Source organism: Polyangiaceae bacterium (genome assembly GCA_016715885.1).
GTDB lineage: Bacteria > Myxococcota_A > Polyangia > Polyangiales > Polyangiaceae > Polyangium.
Genome location: JADJXL010000018.1, coordinates 127,108 through 147,814, shown reverse-complemented (window position 1 = coordinate 147,814; position 20,707 = coordinate 127,108). Strand labels below are relative to the sequence as shown.

13 protein-coding genes are annotated in these 20,707 nt (G+C 60.6%); 5 read left to right on the top strand and 8 right to left on the bottom strand.

The genetic code is table 11. The features are described 5' to 3' along the window. Nucleotides 1-8: 8 nt before the first annotated feature. From IPM54_21790 to IPM54_21775, 4 genes are all read right to left on the bottom strand, one after another. A complete protein-coding gene (locus IPM54_21790; protein ID MBK9262422.1) occupies nucleotides 9-2,624 on the bottom strand; it encodes a CehA/McbA family metallohydrolase in 2,616 nt (871 codons plus the stop codon). 114 nt (nucleotides 2,625-2,738) lie between these two features. Then, complete coding sequence (locus IPM54_21785; GenBank protein ID MBK9262421.1) at nucleotides 2,739-5,414, bottom strand: VWA domain-containing protein; 2,676 nt, start codon at nucleotides 5,412-5,414, stop codon at nucleotides 2,739-2,741. Between the two features lie 3 nt (nucleotides 5,415-5,417). Continuing rightward, entirely contained in the window at nucleotides 5,418-8,057 is a 2,640-nt protein-coding gene (locus IPM54_21780) for an AAA family ATPase (GenBank protein MBK9262420.1), read from the bottom strand. 41 nt (nucleotides 8,058-8,098) lie between these two features. After that, nucleotides 8,099-8,947, bottom strand: coding sequence for a hypothetical protein (locus tag IPM54_21775; protein MBK9262419.1), 849 nt, complete (start codon nucleotides 8,945-8,947; stop codon nucleotides 8,099-8,101). A 44-nt stretch (nucleotides 8,948-8,991) separates the two neighbouring features. On the opposite strand from IPM54_21775, the gene IPM54_21770 reads away from it, so the two are divergent. From IPM54_21770 to IPM54_21755, 4 genes are all read left to right on the top strand, one after another. After that, nucleotides 8,992-9,309: a carboxymuconolactone decarboxylase family protein gene (locus IPM54_21770; protein ID MBK9262418.1), complete on the top strand. Its 318-nt coding sequence runs from the start codon at nucleotides 8,992-8,994 to the stop codon at nucleotides 9,307-9,309. Further along, on the top strand, nucleotides 9,293-10,063 hold the full coding sequence (locus tag IPM54_21765) for a hypothetical protein (GenBank protein ID MBK9262417.1): 771 nt from the start codon (nucleotides 9,293-9,295) through the stop codon (nucleotides 10,061-10,063). Before IPM54_21770 ends, IPM54_21765 begins: the two co-directional genes overlap by 17 nt. A gap of 92 nt (nucleotides 10,064-10,155) precedes the next feature. After that, nucleotides 10,156-12,372, top strand: coding sequence for an IPT/TIG domain-containing protein (locus IPM54_21760; protein MBK9262416.1), 2,217 nt, complete (start codon nucleotides 10,156-10,158; stop codon nucleotides 12,370-12,372). A 60-nt stretch (nucleotides 12,373-12,432) separates the two neighbouring features. Next, a complete protein-coding gene (locus tag IPM54_21755) occupies nucleotides 12,433-14,643 on the top strand; it encodes a VCBS repeat-containing protein (protein MBK9262415.1) in 2,211 nt (736 codons plus the stop codon). Nucleotides 14,644-14,737: 94 nt separating this feature from the next. On the opposite strand, the gene IPM54_21750 is transcribed toward IPM54_21755, so the two are convergent. Both IPM54_21750 and IPM54_21745 read right to left on the bottom strand, forming a co-directional pair. Further along, nucleotides 14,738-15,976: a VWA domain-containing protein gene (locus IPM54_21750; GenBank protein MBK9262414.1), complete on the bottom strand. Its 1,239-nt coding sequence runs from the start codon at nucleotides 15,974-15,976 to the stop codon at nucleotides 14,738-14,740. A gap of 157 nt (nucleotides 15,977-16,133) precedes the next feature. After that, complete coding sequence (locus IPM54_21745) at nucleotides 16,134-16,658, bottom strand: hypothetical protein (protein MBK9262413.1); 525 nt, start codon at nucleotides 16,656-16,658, stop codon at nucleotides 16,134-16,136. A gap of 147 nt (nucleotides 16,659-16,805) precedes the next feature. On the opposite strand from IPM54_21745, the gene IPM54_21740 reads away from it, so the two are divergent. Next, a complete protein-coding gene (locus tag IPM54_21740; GenBank protein MBK9262412.1) occupies nucleotides 16,806-17,324 on the top strand; it encodes a peptidylprolyl isomerase in 519 nt (172 codons plus the stop codon). 56 nt (nucleotides 17,325-17,380) lie between these two features. Here IPM54_21740 and nadE read toward each other — a convergent pair whose 3' ends face one another. Beyond that, the gene (gene nadE / locus IPM54_21735; protein MBK9262411.1) at nucleotides 17,381-19,300 is read right to left on the bottom strand and encodes an NAD(+) synthase; all 1,920 of its coding nucleotides are present in this window, start codon (nucleotides 19,298-19,300) and stop codon (nucleotides 17,381-17,383) included. 446 nt (nucleotides 19,301-19,746) lie between these two features. Then, a complete protein-coding gene (locus IPM54_21730; protein MBK9262410.1) occupies nucleotides 19,747-20,682 on the bottom strand; it encodes a hypothetical protein in 936 nt (311 codons plus the stop codon). Nucleotides 20,683-20,707: the final 25 nt, after the last annotated feature.

Below are 20,707 nucleotides of genomic sequence, written 5' to 3'. Positions count from 1 at the left end.
CCGAGTGTTCACTTTTCCAAGAAAAACGGGTTTGTCGCGGCGAACGGTCGTCTTCCTGGATGAAGCGGTGCCAAATCCTTTTCGCCTTTCGCGTGGAACAGCACCCAATTGCCTTGCTTTGCCGCGTCGAGGCTCACCGTTACCTGATTGACGAACCTCTTTGCCGTTCCAACACCGAGCGGCATCAACGCTTCCACCGATTTCGTTTCGCCATTCACGATGACCTCGAGCTCCGTCGCGTCGATGTAGCTCGCTGCCTGCACCGTCACCGTAAACGTTGCCGTCCCATCCGCCGCTGTTTTCACCACCTCGCCTGGAGCCTCACCATTCGGCCCAGCAACCGTCATGAAAAGCCCGCCAGATATCGTCGGCGGTCCATTCGCCACTTTGTCACGCACGATCGCCTTCGTCAGTTTCAGCGGATCGTCGTGACCGAAGTTCAAGCACGTCCTCGGATATCCGATCGGACTCGTGCGCAAATGATGACTGTCCGAGCTTCCCACCGCCCAGACCTTCATTCCATGATTCAGCAGAGCAAACCAATCGGCTACGGATTCATCGCGGCTCGATTCGAAGTCGGAATCGTTGAAAACCTCGATGGCATCGAAATCGTCGCTCCAGAAGCCTTCTTTGCCCGTACCCGTGTCTCGATCCAATTGCGCTGCGCTGAAGTATGCCCCGAATCCACTGCCGCTCGGGTGGTTCACGATGAGCACTGGATTGTCCGGCAAAGCTCGCACCAGCGCGAATACGTCTTTCGGATCTTTCCCAACCCAGTCGACGGCCCCCGCATTCGCTTTTTTCTGATCCGGCGTCATGGGCACCACTCCAAAGTGCCCCCAGGTGAACGTCGTCAATTCTTCCGACGCCATACCAAACGCCCATTTCGTCATCCCCAGCTTTTCGATCACCGGTTGGAAATCCGCTACCCATTCGTGCTCGCTCGATATGGGAATTTCCAGTCCATCCGCAATCGCTCCGCGCACTTTGTGTTCGGTCGGGTCGTTCGAATCCGCCGACAGCCCCGAATGAATGTGGAAATCGGCGCACATGTACCCCGACGAATCCACCGAATGTTCGAGCACCGCGTCGACATTCACCGTTTCGCCTGGTGCCACGTTCACTGTCGTATCGAGTAGCTCCCATTCGTACCCGCGGGAAACGATCACCCTATGCATTCCCGGCGGCACCGCCAACGTCGCATCACCCGCCATTGCAAAATTCTGGTGCAGGCGCCCATTTCGTTCGTCCTCCACCCCGAATGCTGCCGGCGTCCCAGGTTCGGGCATTGCGGGAATCACCTGCACCCGCACGGGAAGCGCTTCGTTCGAGCCCATGTCTTTTGCGGTCACGTGAATCGAACCGTGCGGGTCGAGCGGGATCGTCACGTCCGTTTCGCTTGCTGTGATTCCAAACCCCGGATGCACGGCAAACCCCTGCTTTTGCGGCACGATCGTCATGGGTTCGCCCGGACGAACGTGCACCGTGAACGACCCATCTGCGCCCGTTCGCGCACGCGTCTGATAATCTCCCGCTGCGTCGACCACGTGCACCCAGGCATCTGCGACGCCCGTACCATCGGCGCTCGTCACTTTCCCCGTCACTGCGCGATATGCGGGTTCTCCAGCCGTTCGCCGCAATGCTTCTTGCAGGCCGTCATAATCGGGTCCACCGGCAACGATTTCCGCCCGATCCACCATGGTCTCGGCACACGCCGGCGCCAAAAATCCTGGGCCGTAGAAGAGCGAAAAACCGCTCACCGTCAAACCATAGGTCATTTTTTGACCCGGCACTCGGAACGCAAAATTCCAAGGGCCGCTATCGAATGCAACGTAATCGACTTTTCCTTTGGGCTCGGCATAACCAAACTCGCGCGTCACCATCTGCGATTGGTTGTACTGGAAAAACCCGAACAGTTCATCCGAATCGATGCGGTCCACGCCGAAGTTTACATCTTCGTTCGTCGGATTGATCACGCCCACGCGCATCACGACGCGTTCTTCACCCGGACGTAGCACGAAATCGTATGCCGCTTCCAATCCAAATCGATGCGGAAATAGGTTTGCCAAAGGACCCTGCATGAACGGGATTCCCTCGAGCTTCCCCGCGACACGCACGATGGCTTCGTCCCCCTTCGACCCATCCGACAGGACCGTGACGCTCGTCGGGTTGATCATTTCAATGGACAAGCCCGTCAGCGTTTCTACGTACTTGGACAAACCTTTGGGCTTCCCGTCATCGCCGATGGCATCGATTGCGAGGATTTCACCGCCGAAACGAGCGTACCCGTCGCTCATGCCCTTGTTTTCGATGAATACTGCAATTTTATCGTTCGCCAGCACGTAATCGCCCACGTCGATCCGTTGCCGACCATGCGCTGGTTGCGCAATTCCATCCACCGACGCGAGCCGCCCCGCGCGCGCTTGCCCCGAAGCCTTTGCTCCAAACGGATCCGCATGCCCATCGGGATCCCCCGCATCGAATGACGTCTGCTGAAGCACGCACTCGCTCCCCGGAATCGGCTTTGCTTCCGGCGGCTCACTGCACGCCGCAATCAGCGGCGCGGCGACGACCAGACAATGGAGCGAAGAGAGGCGACGAAGAGCAACAGTTGATCGGCGCATGGAGCCTCCTTGTGAAGGACGTAGGGTGCCGGTGGCGGCAATTCGTTCTTCACCACAAGACAGAAGCTCATGCTACATCATTTCGATTCCCGTCGGAAGCGCGAACGACGCGTATCACGCCCCTTTCGTTCCCCTTCCCTCCACCGCCGCATATACGCTCTCCATCGCTGCATGCACGATCTCTTTTTCATGCCGTAGCACAAAAAACCACTTCGACGGTGTCAGCATTGCATCCGGCAAAAGCCGCTCCAGCAATTCGATCGCATCGGCCTTCCGCCCAAGCTCCGTTCCGCTGAGCTCCCCCACGACTTCCGCAATCGTAGAGAGCACCACCAGCGTTGCTTCTGCATCCGACGATGCAATCGGCTTGCCCTCCGCCGTAGCCTTTTTGGGTTCCATTTTGATCCGCGGAAACCATTTTGCAAATCGATTCTCGAGCCCCCGCCGATCGCGCTCGATGGCTTCCCGAATCGCCCGCTCCCCTTCCCCCTTGACCGAATCTTCCTTCGTGATACCAAGCTCCACTTCCGCCCGAGCCTGCTCGGCTCGCGTGTCCGCATCGAGTGCTGCCGCTTCAATCGACGCCGCGCTGCGCTGCTGAGCCAATGCATCCAGATCGTCGACCAATCCTCCAAGCTCGGCACGCATTTTCGCCACGCGCGCTTCGAGCGAAAGGTTTTTCTCGTTCGGGTCGTCCTCCACATGCACGGAAGGACCCGAAAACGTCTTCCCTTCGCACATTTCCACGAGCGCTTCGTCGCTCAAGAAATGATAAAATGCTCGCTCTCCCCGGGCTCGTTGTCGCGCCACGATGGCTCGCAATGCGGGGTTTTCCATTCCCAGCGCCACCACACTCACCGCAATCGGCACATCCCCCACTTTTTCGCGTGCTTTCGTAATCAATTCCTCGCGCACGAGCGCATCGCCGTCCGTCACGAGCACGATTTGCGCCCGCGCCAAGTCTGGATCGTCGTCTTTTGCTTTGCGTATCGTCTCGAAGCTCGATAGCAGCGCGTTTTCGATGTCCGTACCACCGCGCCAAACTTTTTCGACGACGTTCGCCATCGCCGTGAACGCCGACTTGCCGTCCTCGACTTTGACGACGGGATGAATTTTTTTGGTAAAATAGCGGTAATGCAGCGTCACGCGCACCGACCGATTTCCCTCGGCGTATCGTCGCGCCAGCGTGCCCAATTCTCCGAGCAATATCGCATCGCGCACCCGCGCGCGCGAACCATTCTTGCCGTCTTCCAGCATCGAGCTCGACCCATCGAGCACGTAAATGCGCGCTTCCCCGACGAGCTGCGTGCGCGTTCTTTTTTTGACCTCGGTCGCGACGAACCTTCGCGCAAGAAGCCGCCCCTCCGCCAATGACAAAAGAATCATTCGCGGGTCGTCGATGACGGCCGACGGAATATCGTGAATGTCTTTTGCAGGCATCAAGATCATGTCCGCCGTTGGATGGCGAACGACCCGCACCATCGTCTCATATTCGGTGACGCGCATCGGAGCGAGCGGCACGCCCACATCGACCGCTCCGTCGATTGCGCAAAGCGCCGCATGCGTTTCGTGCTCTTTTTCCGGCGCGAGCCATTGCAGTGCCAAGAGACGATACGTTTTTTCTTCGGCCTTTTCGCCTTTCGGTGGCCGCTTTTGCGACTGCCGAGCCCGCGTATAGCCTTCGGAAATTGCTGTCATGGCCGCCGTGCCGAACATTTCTTCACTGGACCGCCGCAGCGATCGCAGTTTGTCCGGTGTGCTGGGCTCCCCGTCTCCAACCCCCAGCTTTTCGAGCGCTTGTCTTGTCAAACCAATCCGCTTTTCGTCTCCAGCCGCGAGCGATGCGCCGTCGAGCGCCACGAGCGCTGCGTGCAATCGTTGCCTTTGCCCGAATGCCAGCGCTTCCTTGGCCTGATGCCAAAGGCCCTTATGCGGCGACAAACCGGCTGCCTCGAGCCTGTCGATACGAGCGATTTCCGCAGCGAGGTGTTTTCGCCGAACTTCTACGCCCTCTTGCGCGAGCGGCAATGCAGCCGCCGCATCCAAGAGCAATTTTCGCGCGGCTTCCAGCAATTTGCGCCGACGCGCCAAAAATTCCGTTTCGCCTCGCGCCGAGTCCAGCAAATGATCAATCGCCAAGAGCTGCACTTCAACGAGCCGCTCTTCCTCGGTTGATGTTGGTTTGTCCGCGTCTTCTGATGACGCCGACGGCGTCGCCGTAGCTGCTCCAGCGGTTTGTCCCGGCACAATGACCAACGGTGCTGCGATGCACACTGGATCGATGGCCGCTGCAATTCGTCGCGCCGCCTCATTTTGCTGATCCGTCGCTGCGCGTGATGCTCGAACGGTCACTTCGTAGAGTCGTCGCACCCATGCTGCGTGTGCGAGCGGAATGCGCCCGTACACCACGAGTGTTCGTTCGAGGCCTTCGACGTTGTCTTCGAGCTCTCGAATGGCCGCCTCGTGTAACTTTTCGACCTCATCCCAGGACAAGGCCGAAGCTCGTATTTCCGATGCGCGCGGGGGGGACCCCACTGTCTGAGCCCGCGAAGCGGGCGAGTTTGGGGTCCCGCGGGTGTCAGAAAAGCGGGCTTCGGCCGGCGTTTCACTTCGAGTCGACCCCAATGCCTCCAGCAATGCAGCAATCTTTTCCGTCTTTAATTTTGGCTTGTAGCCGATCGCCCGCAGCAGCGGTTTGACGAGACGCACCAAAGGTGCACGCACCTCGTCTGGCCTTGCCACGAGCCCTTCGATACGCGTGCCAAATTCTTCGAGCCTCGGGTCGCCCATGATTTATTTGGATCGCAACGCGCCTGCCCAGTTGGCATCCGAACGACTTTGGAACAGCTCCGTCACCACCATGCGGGTTTTTTGGTCGAGGTCTTCGATGCGAGCCCTCACGGAGGTGACCGCTTGTTCTTGTTTGGGGAAAACGTCCGCCACGAGACGCGCTTCCAGCGAAAAACGCGTCAATGCCGAATCGTCCCAAACGATGTCGAAAAATCGTGATTCGACGATGGTTCGCAATCGACTTTCCGTATCGTTGCCTTGGTCTTGCAAGCTTGCCCAAAACGCTTCCAGAAATTCGAGCGCCCGCGTAATTCGCGCCAAGTCTCCTTCGACGACCCGTTCTTGCACGTTTTCCGGAAGCTTTTCGCACAGCGTTGCAATCGCCCGCGAAGCATCGGCCGGATTCGATATGTCCTTGAAAAGAACCGGCAGCGTGATGAGCGACACTTCGGCCAGTGTATACGCCGACGAAATCCGCTGCTCGGCTGCGCGCATTCGATGATAACCATCATAATCCGCCTTCCCCGCTGCGGTGGATTTCACGATGTCACCACGTAATAGCGCTTCGGCCGTCCATCCCAGGAAGTTTTCGGCGGAAATCGCGCTTTCGAGCCCCGCTTTGCGCAAGATCCGCGAAAGCGAGTCGACTTCCCGCACGAGCGCCCCGCGATCGGACACATCGAAATCGGTAAAGAGCGCCTCGATGAGCGGCCCAATGCGACGACCTGCCACTTTGGCTTTCAATGCCGAAGGCTCGCCGCGCAAAACGCCAAGACGTACGGCCATGGCATCGATACGATCCAATTCCGGGGCAATCGCCGCCAGCACTTCGGTGAGCACCCGCGACCGGCCGCTTTTCATGGCACGCGATACGATGGCGCGAAATGAAATGTCGAGCAAAATGGCGATATCGTCTTCGGCTGCCAATGCCGCCTGACGCCACACATTCTCTTCGCCCGTTTCGTGCACGGCGCCTTGCGCAAGAAGCTCGCGCCGCAATGCTTCCAGCTCCTCCAGCGCAGCAAGACGCGCTTCTGCACGTTTTTGCGCTTCCTTCGCATCGTCGACGATCGATGCAATCAAATCCGTCGATGAAGCTCCCGCCGCATGCCCCGCAGCTTCGTCCACCATAAGGAGTGCGCGACCTCGAAGCCATCGCGAAAGCGACCGCGTCGCGGCCGATCCATCGTCGATTTCCGCCGCTTGTTTGGCAATGCCTCGCGCCACGTCCGCAATCGCGCCACGACCTCCACCGGCGCTCGCCAAAAGCCCTCGCCGAAGCACCATGGCCCCGAGCGTCGTCGTGAGCTCCGCCATCAATGCCGAAGCTCGCGCAGGTTCCAGCGATCCATCACGCGCCAGAACGGAAAGATCACGCACGGCACCGAGCACCGCTGGTATTTCCCCGGAAGAAAGCGCCTTGTCGACCATCGCCCGAGGTTTGTCCACGGGCGCTGGTTTGTCCTGCTTGGGTTTTTCCTGGCTCGTCGTCGATGGTTTGACCACGCTCTCGGTGACGCGGGGTTTGACCACGATGACCGGCATCTGATGAAAACACGTGTCGAATATCGACCTCTCCGTACGCACGGTTTCGAGCTGCCGGCGTTCGTTCGGATCCGTTTCACGCCCAAGGAGTGCTTCCACGTCCGACGGCGACGGGCCGGAAAGCAAGAGGTGAAACCTGAGCCATTTGAAATCGCCCGGTAAAACTTCCATCGCTCGTTTGCTATTGTGCAAAATGCGATCGGCGATCACCGCTGCTCGGAGCACGCGCCCCGATCGCACCGCCGTACGCGTCGAAATGTACCGCGTTGGAACGAATTGCGGATCCGCGCGCACCGCGGCATTCAATTCGCGATCGAAACGTTCGAGAAAATTTGCAAGTCCATCGCATATCGGATCCGACACGTAGACGTCGTCCACGGCTTGCTGCAAACAATCCAAATCCTGAATGCTCAGGTTCGATTCGAAGAGCACGCGCCCCGCACCACCCACGTGCCGGCGCAAAACCAGCCCCAATCGACCCGGATCGGCAAAGCTTCGCGGGACGAACGATACGAATGCAATGCGATCGACGAATGCCAAGAGCGTCTCGCGCGATCCTTCCAGCACATCGGCGATGTACCGATTCGTCGTCATCAGTGCGCATTCGATGCGACCTCGACGCACCCGCCCACCCTGCTTCAATTCGCGCTCTTGCAGCACGTTCAGCGCCGATCGCAAGAGCATGTCACGACCGTCGAAGATTTCATCGAGAAATGCGTGCACGGCACCGAGCATTCCTTCGTCGGTGAAATGCTCCGTGCGGCCCGTCTCCATGAGCGTTTTGAAGTCGATGGGCCCGATCAAGTCGGTTTGCACGGTACTTTCGCCAATCTGGCGAGCATACACGCTTGGATGACCCGTTTCTTCGTCGAGAATTCGGCCGAACACGGTCGATGCGAGCTGACTTTTTGCGGTTCCTGGCGGGCCCGTCACCAGCAAATGTTCACGTGACAAGAGCGCCAGCGCGAGCTGCAGGAGCAGATCGTCACGCTCGAGAAAAATACGGTGGAGTTCATCGAAGAAGGCTCGAAAGCGGTTCGACGCGGCCTCGAAACGAATCGGATCGACCATCGGGGCGAGGTTACTCCGATTGAGCATGATTTGGAAGATGCGCGATGCAGCCGCGTGCTTTTTCGCGCCTATCCCTCCTCGATCGCCTGCCCTTGAAACACGCGCGCGTTGCCGTGCCGATCGATGTACGTGACGATGTCCGGATGATCCAGCCACCGCAAGCGCAAAAACGGCCATGCGTACGCGTGAATCTGATAAAGCACCACGTTTGCCCCGGCACCTACCGCGGACAAACCCGCGAGCGCTTTGTCGATCGTGTCGCCGAAATCGTGGCCGTGAAATAGCGGCCGCACCGCTCGTTGCCCGCCACGATACGCCGTTCCCACCACTTCACCCGTCAGATCATGACAACGAAGCTCCTCGGGCGGCGCTCGAGTCAAGAGAAGATCTTCCTCCATCACCGACTCGAGGCGAAAGAGCGCAGGGTTCTGCGTAATGTGTGTCGGCATGTAGGCTTCGTTCAAAATCGCCGGCGTATCCGAATAATACCGCAGCCGCACGCGCTCGGTTTGTCGCCGTCCACCGCAATTCGAACAGGTGACCCATCCGGCAGTACACGAGCACAGCAACGTGTCGTTGAGGATTCTACCTCGGCCGCCGCACACGCGACATCGACGAAAACCGGGGCGGGCCATACAGGCCAAACAATCACCACCCGCAAGCCGTTCGTCGATACGAACATGATGCCGCGGCTCGTAGTCGTTCGGCACCGGCGGCTCACCGCGCATCAAATGCCCCGGAGCGTTCGTCACTTCTTCCGTGAAGCTCGTGCGTCGAACGAGCACGGCTTGTACGACGAGCATTGCCAGACGCTCGACGTCCCTCGGTGCGTAGGGCGGCACTTCGACATCGAAATGAGCGCTGGCACGTAGTTTCTCGATGGTCGGAAGGAATGTGGTAACCCAGCCAGACGACATGAATTGCATAAAAACCAGGATCGACGTGCGGCGTCAAGCAAAAGATGCAGATTTACCTTGGAATCGCGGAGGCGTTCGTGGTAGCGAAGTTCATGGCATACATTCGCGTCATCGAACCACACGAAGCGGGCGACGATCTGCGCGCAGTGTACGAGGGAATGCGGGCTCGGCCGATGCCCGACGTGTATCGGGCTCCCCATGGAGGCCCTGCGGGAATCATCCGTGCGCATAGTCTCGACCCGCAGCTCATGCGCGTCACCTTCGCAGCAAGTGGATCGTATCGCATGCATGGAGCTCTCACGTGGGCCGAGCAGGAGCTCATTGCGGCGACAGCATCACGAAGCAATGGGTGTCATTATTGAACGAGTGCTCACGCAGAGTTTCTGCGTGTCGCTTCTCGGAAATGAAGAATTGGCTGCCGATGTCGTGGCGGGCAAAAAGGATTTGCGTGCTTCTCCGCGCAAACGTGCTCTCGCGGGGTTCGCTAGCGTATTGACGGAAGTGCCGTGGGCCGTCGATGCGGAAGACATTGCACGATTGCGCCAGGCTGGTATCTCGGAAGAAGGCATCGAACGGACCATTTTGGTGACGGCTTTCTTCAATTATTTCCCGCGCGTAGCCGATGGCACGGGCATCGAATTCGATTACGAATCTCCGCTGCCTCGCTTGACCGCCGATCCCACTCGAGAAGCTTTGCCGCGTTTTCCCGAATCCGACTGGAACCTTGCCGTAAATGGGTCCCGAGTGCCCGCGTTCGCACGCGCGCCGCAGGTCGCATCGCTTCTCGAGCCTTGGCGCGTTTTTCACATGGACCGCACCGAACCGTTATCGCAGCGCATGCGCCATCTCCTCGTTCGCACTGTGACCCACGACCTCTGCGATTCGGCAGCGCTCGTGCATTGGCGAGACGTTCGTCCTTCGAATGAATCCGAAAGGACGATTTCCCATTTCGTCGAAAAACTGACAAAAACGCCCTGGGCCATGAGCGCCGTGGACATCGATGCATTACGGACCGTGGGTTTGTCCGATGAGGAAATCCTCGCGGCCATCACGCTGATTGCTTTCCAGAACGCGATCTCGCGCATGCACCACGCACTGGCCGCGGTGCGACGGTAATTCGTTGGTCCGAAATCAAGCATGAGGGTCCATCTTCCCCAGCGCCTCCGCATCTGGTAGCATGCTCGCGGAAAGGACCCTCAGGTGGCTTCATGACGACGTTCGGTTTCGACAAGATCATCCTCTACTCGGACGATCCTCGCGCCGTCAGCGAGTTTTATACGCGTGCGGCAGGTTTGTCGTTCGATCGCGTCGAAGGAACCGAACGATACGAATCCGTGAGCGATGCCAAAGGAACACGGATCGTCATCGAAGCGGCGCGGCCGCCCCTGCCGCGAGGACGTCGCGAGTGCGCGCTTTCGTTCTGCGTCTCGGGCATCGAAGCCATTGCCATGCGCATGCGCGAAGACGGATTGGATTTTGGTCCGATTCTCGAACGCCCCACGGGCAAGTTCGCCGCGCTCGTGGATCCCGATGGACGAAACGTCGAGCTGTGGGAACCGCGTGCATCGGCCGCGCGCGTCGAACCTCCCGCGCTGGTGGACAAACCCGCCGAAGTCGCGCCCCCGCCGCTCGTCGAAACGCCCGCGGAAGTCCCGCCGCCTGCGTTCGTGGACAAACCCGCCGACGTTGCGCCTCCGCCGCTCGTCGAAACGCCCGACATCGCGTCTGCACCCGCCGAATCGAGCGACAAACCCGCGGAAGCGGCGGAAGAAAACGCAGCGCCCAATGACGACAAACCCGCGGAAGCCAGTGCCGAAGCACCTCCACCGCCGCCTCCGATGGTCACGTCTCCTGGCCCCATGATCACGGCCGCGCGACCGACGAAATTCTCCATGATTGCAGGTGGGCGTCTCACTCTTTTCGGCGCCAATTTCAACGAAGATTGCACCGTCCTCATCGACGGAAAACCCTGCCCGGACATCTCCTGCAAAGACGCCTTCACGCTCGATGCAACGCTTCCCCCGCATCCGCCGGGAATCGTGAGGATCGTGGTCGACAATGGCCAAGGCGGTCGAGCGGCCATTGACGTTTCTTATGCGGAAGGACCCGTCATCGAACGATTTACGCCGCTCGAAGGCTCGCCTCGCGGAGGTACCGAGGTCGTCGTCGAAGGACGTAATTTCGACAAAGAATGCCGAATTACGTTTTTTGCCAATCGTGCCCCCGAAGTGATATTCGAGAGCGAAAAACGTTTGCGTTTCGTCACTCCGCCGCAGGACGATTTGTTCCACGGCGAATTGCGCGTGACGAATCCCGACGGGCTTTTGTCGATCGCCCCCGATATTTTCACGTATCGCCTGGCGACACCGCACATTGAAGAAGTTTCTCCAGCGACCGGTCTGGTCGCGGGCGACAAGCGCATTACGATCACGGGTGTCGACTTTCATCCGAAATGCAAAGTCAAATTCGGCAGTACCGAGGCCATTTTCACGTGGAAGAGCCCGACCACGCTCGACGTCATCACGCCTCGCGTGGAATCCCCGGGGGTGGTGAACATCGTCATCGAAAATCCGGACGGTCAAGTCGTCACGAAAGAAGGGGCATTCAAATACGATCCCGAGCCCACGCCCCCGCTGCTCGTGGAAGTGCGTCCGAGCACGGGATTTTGTCAGGGCGGGCAACTCATTTATTTGCTCGGGGAAAACTTCGACGCGCAAACCGTGGTTCGCATTGGTGAAGTTCGGGCCATTTCGCGCACGCGTTCACGCAAGGAAATCGAAGTGGAGCTTCCGCCGAGGCACGAGCCTGGGGTCGTGGCCGTCGAATTGACCGACAAGGACGGCATCGTCGTACGGCGCGAAGATGCATTCACGTACATGGCCCGACCTGCACCTCGAGTCGATTCCGTCACGCCGCGCAATGGCCCGATGGTCGGCGGCACGAAGCTCGTCATCGAAGGCGAGTATTTCGATCAAAATTGCTTTCTGCGAATCGGAGGGCAGGCGCCCAAACACGTCGTGGTTCGCGGGGCGACGATGATTGAAACGATCGCACCACCATCGCGCACGTCCGGGTTTGTCGACGTGGAAATCGGCCGAGGTGATTCGGGTGTGTCCGTCGCGAAAAACGCATATCGTTACGATCCTTCCCCGGCTCCCATGATCGAGTCTGTCTCGCCAAACAAAGGCACCGTGGACGGAGGCACCGAAGTAGCGATTGAAGGAAAAAACTTCGTCGCCGATTCGATCGTGCTTTTCGCGGGCAAAAGCGTCGGGCGAGTGAAATTCGTTTCGTCAACGTCGCTCGAGGTGAAATCGCCCGCTGGGAAAAATGGCGATATGGTCGACGTCGTCGTGCGCAATCCCGACGGCAAAGAGGCAACCGCAAAACGTGCCTTCATGTACGACGCGCGCTATCGGTCGTAGGGACACGCGCGCCGTGCTTTTTTGATGTTGCCCGCGCGTCGCATCGGTTAACCTCGCCGCATGCGTACCATTTCCAGATCTACCTTCATTCTCGGGCTCATCGTCGTTTCCGCATCGCTCGGAGCGGCCTTTGCGTGCGGCGGCGGCGGCAATACCACTCCAACGGGCGGCACCGCCGGAAACGGCACGGGCGGTACTGCGGGCCAAGCTGGAGCCGGCGGCGACGGCGGCTCGTTCATCCCCACGGGCGGTTCGGGCGGCACGAGCGGCGCGGGTGGCGACGGCGGCGACGCCGGCAGTGGCGGCGCGGGTGGCGGCAATCAAGCCTGCGTCTTCGTTCCGACCGCCGGAACATTTGCGGCGGAATTGGAATGCGCTTGGAATGGATCGACCACCCAGTATACCGCGCGCGACGACGTTGTAATGACGCCGGTCGTCGTGAATTTGACCGACGATGACGGCGATGGAATGGTCACCACGGACGACATTCCCGACATTGCCTTCATTGCGTACCGGCTTCAGGAAGACGGCTGCTGCAATACGCCGGGCACATTGCGCGTGCTCTCGGGTGCGTGCAACCCCGATGGTACGATGACCGAGCATTACGCCATTACGGCGAACGAAATCGAAGCGGACATCGCCATGTCCGGCATTTGGCTGGACAATTCCGGCGGACTTGCAGCCGGCGACATCGATGCCGATGGCTCGGTGGACCTCGTGGCCACCACGAACAATGGTGGCACGATGGCATTCGAGCGCACGGGCAAAGTGAAGTGGTATCAACCGGCCCATCCATCCGCTGCGGCCAGAGACCACCTGGCGGGAACCACACCGTCGATCGCGGACCTCGATCACGACGGCAAACCGGAAATCATTCAAGGTCGTGTCGTGCTGAATGGTACCGATGGCTCATTGAAATGGCAGGGCAAATTCGGCACGGGCGTCAACGCATTCATGGGCCCCGTCAGCTCCGTGGGTGACCCGGACCTCGACGGCACGATGAACGTTCTTGCCGGCAATACGATGTACACAGTCGACGGCGCGCCGGTGTGGACGTACGCTTTTGCCGAAGCATCGAATTCGACGAATTGCGCGGCGCCCTCAGGGTATACCTGCGATGGATACACTGCCACCGGCAATTTCGACGCGGATGATTACGGCGAAATCGTCATCGTGCGCGCCGGCAAGGTTTACATTTTGAAGCACGACGGCACGCCACTTCAGGCGGAAGGCCAAGACGTCATCATTTCGATTCCCGTTGGTGGGTGCTCGAAAAACGAAGGCGGTCCGCCCACGGTGGCCGACTTCGATGGCGATGGGCAAGCCGAAGTCGGCGTCGCGGCTGCCAATTATTACATCGTCGCGGACCTCGAATGCCTGGCAACGCCGCTGCCCGCGAGCTGCTCGGACAAGGGCATTCGCTGGAAAGTGGCGAATCAGGATTGCTCGTCACGCGTGACTGGCTCGAGCGTTTTCGATTTCGATGGCGACGGCAAAGCCGAAGTGGTTTACAACGACGAGACTACGTTCCGCGTGATGGACGGGACGACGGGCGCGGTGCTTCTTTCCAAGACAAACCGTTCGCACACGCGCCTCGAAATGCCCATCGTGGCCGACGTGGACAACGACGGAAATGCGGAAATCGTTTTCATCGAAAACGCGCACAATGGCTCGACGCAAGGCATTCGCATTTGGGGCGACGCCAATGATTCTTGGGTTCCCACGCGGCGCATTTGGAATCAGCATGCGTATCACGTGACGAACGTCATGGAAAACGGGGCGATTCCCCAATTCGAACAGCCGAACTGGCTCGAAAAGACGACGGCCACGAAGAGCGGCAAGATGAACAACTTCCGCCAAAATTTGCCGGAATTCGACGTGTTCGCCGCGCCGGACCTCACGCTCACGCTGGTCATCGACAAAAACTACTGCCCCGCGGGCCTTGGTCTTACCGCCACGGTATGCAACGACGGTGCGGTCGTCGTTGGCGCAGGCATTCCGGTCACGTTCTACGACAATGCAACCATGAACCCCATCATGTGCAAAGATGGACCCGTCACCACGACGAAATCGATGGGACCTGGCAAGTGTCAAACGGTCGTATGCGAATGGACGACGGCGCCGTACGACCCGCAAACGGTCGACGTGCGCGCGTGCGTGGACAACGAGGGCTACGCGTGCACGCAACCCGCGTCCGGCGCGAACAACGAATGCAAAGAAGACAACAACCAGGGCAATACGACGAACACGGGCTGCAAACAGCCGACGTGAGCACCATAGAATGAGCGGTGTTTCCGGTTCGAAACTCCCCCTCTCCGCGGAGCCGCGCAGCGGCGACGGGAGAGGGGGTTGGGGGTGAGGCGCGTTACTTGATGACCGTCTTGCAGCCGACGAGCACCTCGACCTGACCCTTCGTATCAGCCGAAATCTTGTCGCACGTCGACGGGCAGAGCAGGATCTGCTTGGGCGGCACCGAATTGTCGTAATACCACGCCATACCATCCGGCGGGCACCCCGCCGGCGACGATACTTGCGGAATGACCTCCGCCATTCCACCTTCCGGCGTGTATTGCACGTTGATTGCCCCAAAATCCAATTCCTCGTTTTCGGGCGGAGGCGGAATCAAATATGCGCACGACAGGGCCGCTCCACGAATCGCATTCATCGCCTGGAGGAATTGATCCTGCGCGCCGGAATTCGCATCGACGAGGAATGCTTTGCCCGTGCCGCCCGCAGCAGCAATTCCATCGAGCGCCGCGGCCAAGTTGCCTACGCCAATGACGAACGTCTTGACGCTCGGCGGTTCGTCCAATCCCTTTTTCGCGATGCCGTTGATCACCGAAAGATTGGTTTCACAAGCCTCCGGATTACCGTCCGTTGCGAGGACGACGACGCCCACGTGGTTCGGGTTCGCCGACATGTATTGCTTCGTATACGTGATGGCTCCATCGAGTGCCGCGGACGTCGGTGTGCCACCCGTCGGGGATGTATTGTTGAGCGAATTCTTGATGACCGGCGCAATGCCGGGAAGCGTCGATATCACCACCGCGGGCTTTGCATATTCGGCGACGTCACAAGAACCGCCCACGCCGCCACAGATGCCAGGAAACCCCGGAATTGGCGGAGGTTCACATGGACCGCACGAGGCCGGTCCGCAATCCGCATCCGTCGCGCAGAAGGCCCCGCATACCACCCCCCCACTGTCGAGCGGGAAGTATTGAAGCCCAACGCCAATCCCCGCAGCCTCGGGCTGATCGACGAACGTCTTCAGCGCGTTGGTCACCGCCGTCCAGTTGGCTCCTTGCATCGAACCGGACTTGTCGATCATGAGGTACATGCCGAGCGGCACTTGCTCGGCCTTGGAAGCCGTCGCCGCACACGCTCCACCCGTCGGGCCCGAATTGGGCCCCGCACCCACGCCGATGAAGCCTCCACCATCGCCACCGCTGCCATTCGCACCACTACCGTTGCCGGTCGTTCTGCCCGCTCCAGCCCCGTCCGTACTCGCAGTACCACCCGCCGAACACGCGCTCATGACTGCCCCCACAGTCACCAGCATCGCGACGACACCGCCCACACTCGAAGAAAGCCAATTGCCTCGCATCGCTCTACGCCTCCAAAGAATATCGGAACAGCCAAACAAGGCCGACGTCAAGTGGCGCAGTCCACCGCGATGGCAGAAACGTGGACGCTTCGATCAGGTCGGAAATGTGCAAACCGAGCGCGATGCGTCACGAAGCGAGCGACTGCAAAATCGTCATTCACTTGAAGAAGAAAAATGATTGGCCGCCCGAAAGAATCCAACCGATTCCACTTCCGACGACGAGCGCGGCAACCATGATGAACGCCGAAACCCATGGCGATGGAGCCGGCGTTTTCGCCCATGACATGGGATTCCTGCGCAATACGCGTTTCGCCAGCACGGTCGCAATGCTGTTTTGCTCGTTCACGCCCAAAATGGCTGCAGCACATCGCGTCGCGACCGCCGTCACGGCGGCGACGTTCGGATCGTCGGGATTCATTTTCTCACGTCGCGCAATCGCCCAAAGCAGCCCGACGTTGGGAGGCAGCTTGCTCGGATCATCACCGACGCCAAGCGTCCGCAATACGCCATCCCAATCACCCATCGACACGAGTTGCCCCAAAACTTCGAGCCGATAGGTGTCGTTCATGGCCGAAAGCCCCATGGCTCCCTCCCCGTTCGGCGCATCGGATCCAGCCCCATCCACCGAGGATGCAGACGATTGCTTCGACGCATTCGCGGCAGTTTCGTGCTCGAGTGACATGGGCACAATCGTGCCATGGCTGCACAGCGAGATCCTCATTTTTTGCGACGCTTCGCCGCCAACATCACGAAGTGCAAGCCCTCGTGCATTGACACCATCACCGACAAAAGCTTGACCCCTCCACTTTCCCGCGCGACGACGCCATTCATGCTCCGGACTCGCGCTCCCCTTCTCCTCGCCCCATTGCTACTCGTGCTCGGCTGCGAAGAACCGCCCCCGGCGCCGACTGCGACACCATCGGCATCGATTGCCACAGCAAAAGCTCCGCCAGCAGCCCCAACACCAGCACCTTCGGCCGTCGCATCGGCAACGGACAAACCCGCTTCGGTCGCCGACAAACCCGAATGGATCACGGCCCAGCACGTTCTCGTTGCGTACAAAGGCGCAAAGAATGCCCCCGCTTCGGTCAAACGTTCCAAGGACGAAGCAAAAAAGCGAGCCGAAGAAGTCGCCGCAAAAGCAAAAGCCGGTGAAGATTTCACAGCGCTCGTGAAAGAATATTCCGACGACGCCGCCACCCTCGACAGACTCGGCAGCGTCGGGAAGTTCAAACCAGAAAACATGGTCAAACCCTTCAGCGACGCCGCATTCGCGCTGAAAGTGGACGCGACGAGCGATCCCGTGGAGTCACCTTTCGGGTTTCACGTGATCAAACGCAACCAGTAGCCAGGCCAGGATTTGGCCTTATTCTAGATGGAAGGGCGTTCTAGACAAACCCTCCATCAACTCCCCTTCCATTCCGTGCGTTGCACGACGGGAAGCTGAAGCGCCCGTTCGCGATCGAGATCGAGCGATCCGACATGGATCGCGAGCGGCGATTGCACCCACTTGAAGATCGATTGCGAAAACAAGCGCGCAAACTTCTGCGCCCACTTCGCAAGCTGCTCCGGATCACGCGATGGAAAGATGCTCGGCAAAGCCCGAGCAACCTCGTCGGCAGCAAGTTTTTCCGCGCCGTAAAGATACAAACACGCGTCGAGCACCTCGAAAGGCATGAGCTCCGCTTCGCCCGACTGGTTCGACGCGAGCTCCGGGCCGGCCGTCGTCGAAAGCGTCGCGCGAATGCCCGCATGACCGAACCGTTTTTCCAACCGCTCGATGAGCGCGATCACGACGGTCTTCGGCAAGTTCGCAATCACGCTGAACGCACCCTCGAGATCCCCGCCCACGGTCGTATACCCAAGCGCCTTCTCGCTCATGTTTCCCGTCTGCAAGAACAACGCACCACTCGTATTCGACCAGTTCCACATCCGCTGACCTCGAATGCGTGCCTGCACGTTCTGCCGCGTAATCTCCGTCGGCTCGACGTTGCCCCCACCAAGCATCACCCGCGTCGTGTCGATCTCGCGCGTAAAGGCCTCCTCGATCGGCACGACCATGAAGTCCGCTCCAAGGTCTGCGCAAATCTGCGCCGCCGCCGCTTGCGTCGCGTCGCTCGAATAACGCGACGGCATGTAGAACGCTTTGAGCATCCCACGCATCTTCTCGCGCAGCGCCGATCCTTCGAGCTCGGGGTGCAGAAGCTCGAGCGCTCGGTGCGCGATGAGCAGCGTGAGCAGCGAGTCACGTCCACCCGAAAGCGCGATGCCGATGCCCTTGAATGCGCCTATCTTGCGGTAGTAGTCCGCAACGCCCAGCGCGAGCGCGTCGTAGAAGTCGTCGAGCAGCTCGTCGCGCGCCGTTCGCGAGGGAAGCGCAGCCGACGGCAGAAAGAACGTCGTACCCGCGGGAGGAGCAGGATACGCGAGCATCGAGCGATCCGCCGTGGCCTGCTCGATACGTCGCACGGGCACAGAGCGTTCTTCGCGACGGAACGCTTCGAGGTCACTACGCCACGTACTCGCTTCACGTCGCGAACGCGTCGTACGATCGAGGTCCACGACGGTCGCGACAAACCCTTCGCGAAACCTCGGCGCTTCGAGCATCGGGCGGCCGTTTTGATTGACGAACCCTCCACCATCGAACACGAGGCCGTCGTTGCCTCCGACGAGGTTCGTATAGACAATCGTGCACTGGTTGTCGGCGGCCCGCGTGGCGATCATTTCGCGGCGAGTTCCCACGACACCTGCGCGAAACGGCGATGCCGACAAATTGCACACGAGCTCGGCGCCCGAGTAACAACGGCGCCTCATCGGGCCATCGGGCGACCAGATGTCTTCACACACTTCGAGCGCGACCGTGCCGAAGTCGAACCGGAAAATTTCGTCGCCGCACAGAACGCCGTCGGCATCGAGCGCCATGCCTTGGACGCCGCGGGAAAACACGCGAGCTTCGTAAAAAACGTTGTAGGTCGGAAGTTTTTCCTTGGGGGTGAAACCAAGGATGCGGCCGGCATGCACGAGCGCTCCGACATTGAAGAGATCGCCGCCTACGCCCACGGTCAGACCCAAGGCGAACACCGTGCGAAACCGTGCCGTTTCGGTGGCAAACCGCTCGAGCTCGCGCCGTTGCGTTTCGACAAACCCGCGCCACTGCACCAAGTCCTCGGCCGCGTAGCCGCTCACGACTTGTTCGGGGAACACGCCGAGCGTGACGTCGTCGCCGGCCATGGCCGCAGCGATGCGAATGCAGCGATCCACGTTCGAGCGAACCGCGCCGACAGTCGCGTTCACACTCGCCACACCGATCTTCACGAGTCTCATGGGGCCGGAGAGTAGCAGCGATCAGATTAACCCCCCCCGCCCCGCCCGCCCGCCCGCCCCCCCCCCCCCCCCGCCCCCCCCCCCGCCCCCCGCCCCCCCCCGCCCCGGGGCAGACAGCGCCGACCCCCCCCCCCCCCCCCCCCCCCCCCCCCCGCCGCCCCCCCGACCGACCGACCCCCCCCCCGCGGCTCCGGCCGCGCCCGGCCCCCCGACCGCCCCCCCCGGGCGCCCCCCCCCCCCCCCCCCCCCCCCCCCCCCCCCCCCGCGCGCGGGGCCCCCCCCGCCCTCCCCCCCCCGCCCCCCCCCCCCCCCCCCCCCCGGTGGGGGTTGCCGTCGGGGGGGGCGCCCCCCGCCTCCGGGGCTTCCCCCCCCCCCCCCCCCCCCCCCCCTCTCGCCCCGCGCCTGGGCCCCCCCCCCCCCCCCCACCCCACCGGGCTCCTTTCGCATCAGCGTGGGATGAATGTCTCGGCCAGCGCGGCCAGCCGATCGATCTCGGTCTGCGTCAAATGAAGCTGACTTTTCACCTGCTGCCCCTCGGCTCGAAACACGACGGGTTGAAAGAGACGAACTTTCACGATGCCCAAGTTGATCGAAGTCGCATTGTCGATCGACGTCGTGAGTGCCGATGCATCGGCACTTGCTTGCATCGGATCGGTACTTTCGCCGACCGCGTGAATGTCGAGCCCCCCATCGCTCGCAAGCCACGCATGCGCTTCGACAGCCCGGATCGTCGGCGGAATGGGCGGCACGTGCGCAGCCGAAAGACTTCGCGATGGATCGAGCGCCGTGGCGACCATGACGTCCGGACCAACCGGATCGACAAACCCACCCGTCCCCACGAATCGCGACGCTTGACTGGCGATGCCTTCCGGCAATACGGCCAAAAATTCAGGCTCGACGATCGCCACGACGCGGGTTTGTCCACGAACGGTCACGCGCGCAGACGGCACCGATGCGCCGGTGATCCATTCACCTCGAGGCACGCTGCGCGCCATGACGGTCTCGAGTCCCATTTGCAAACGCGGCGGATCCACCTTGTGCTGCACGATCGCCACCGCGACGTCATTCGACGTGATACCCGTCGACGCGACATACGCAGCCACGACGTCACGCGTTGCATCGATGCCGGTTCCATCGAGCATCGGGCGCAGAGGATTCATTGCTTGCAAGCGCATCTCGATCGGCTGCCCATGCAGCCGCTCGGCCCAGACCATGACGCCGACACGTGCATTGACGATCGACCGCGCAATGTCCGCCGCGTTTTTCGGCTTGGCCGGCGGCGCTTGCGTGACGGGGGTATTATCGCTCGACCCGACACAGCCGAGAGCTCCTGCGACGAGCAGTCCGAGCGACAAGGCAAGCGAACAGATGCGGCGCATCACGTATTGCACGTTAGCGCTCCGGCGA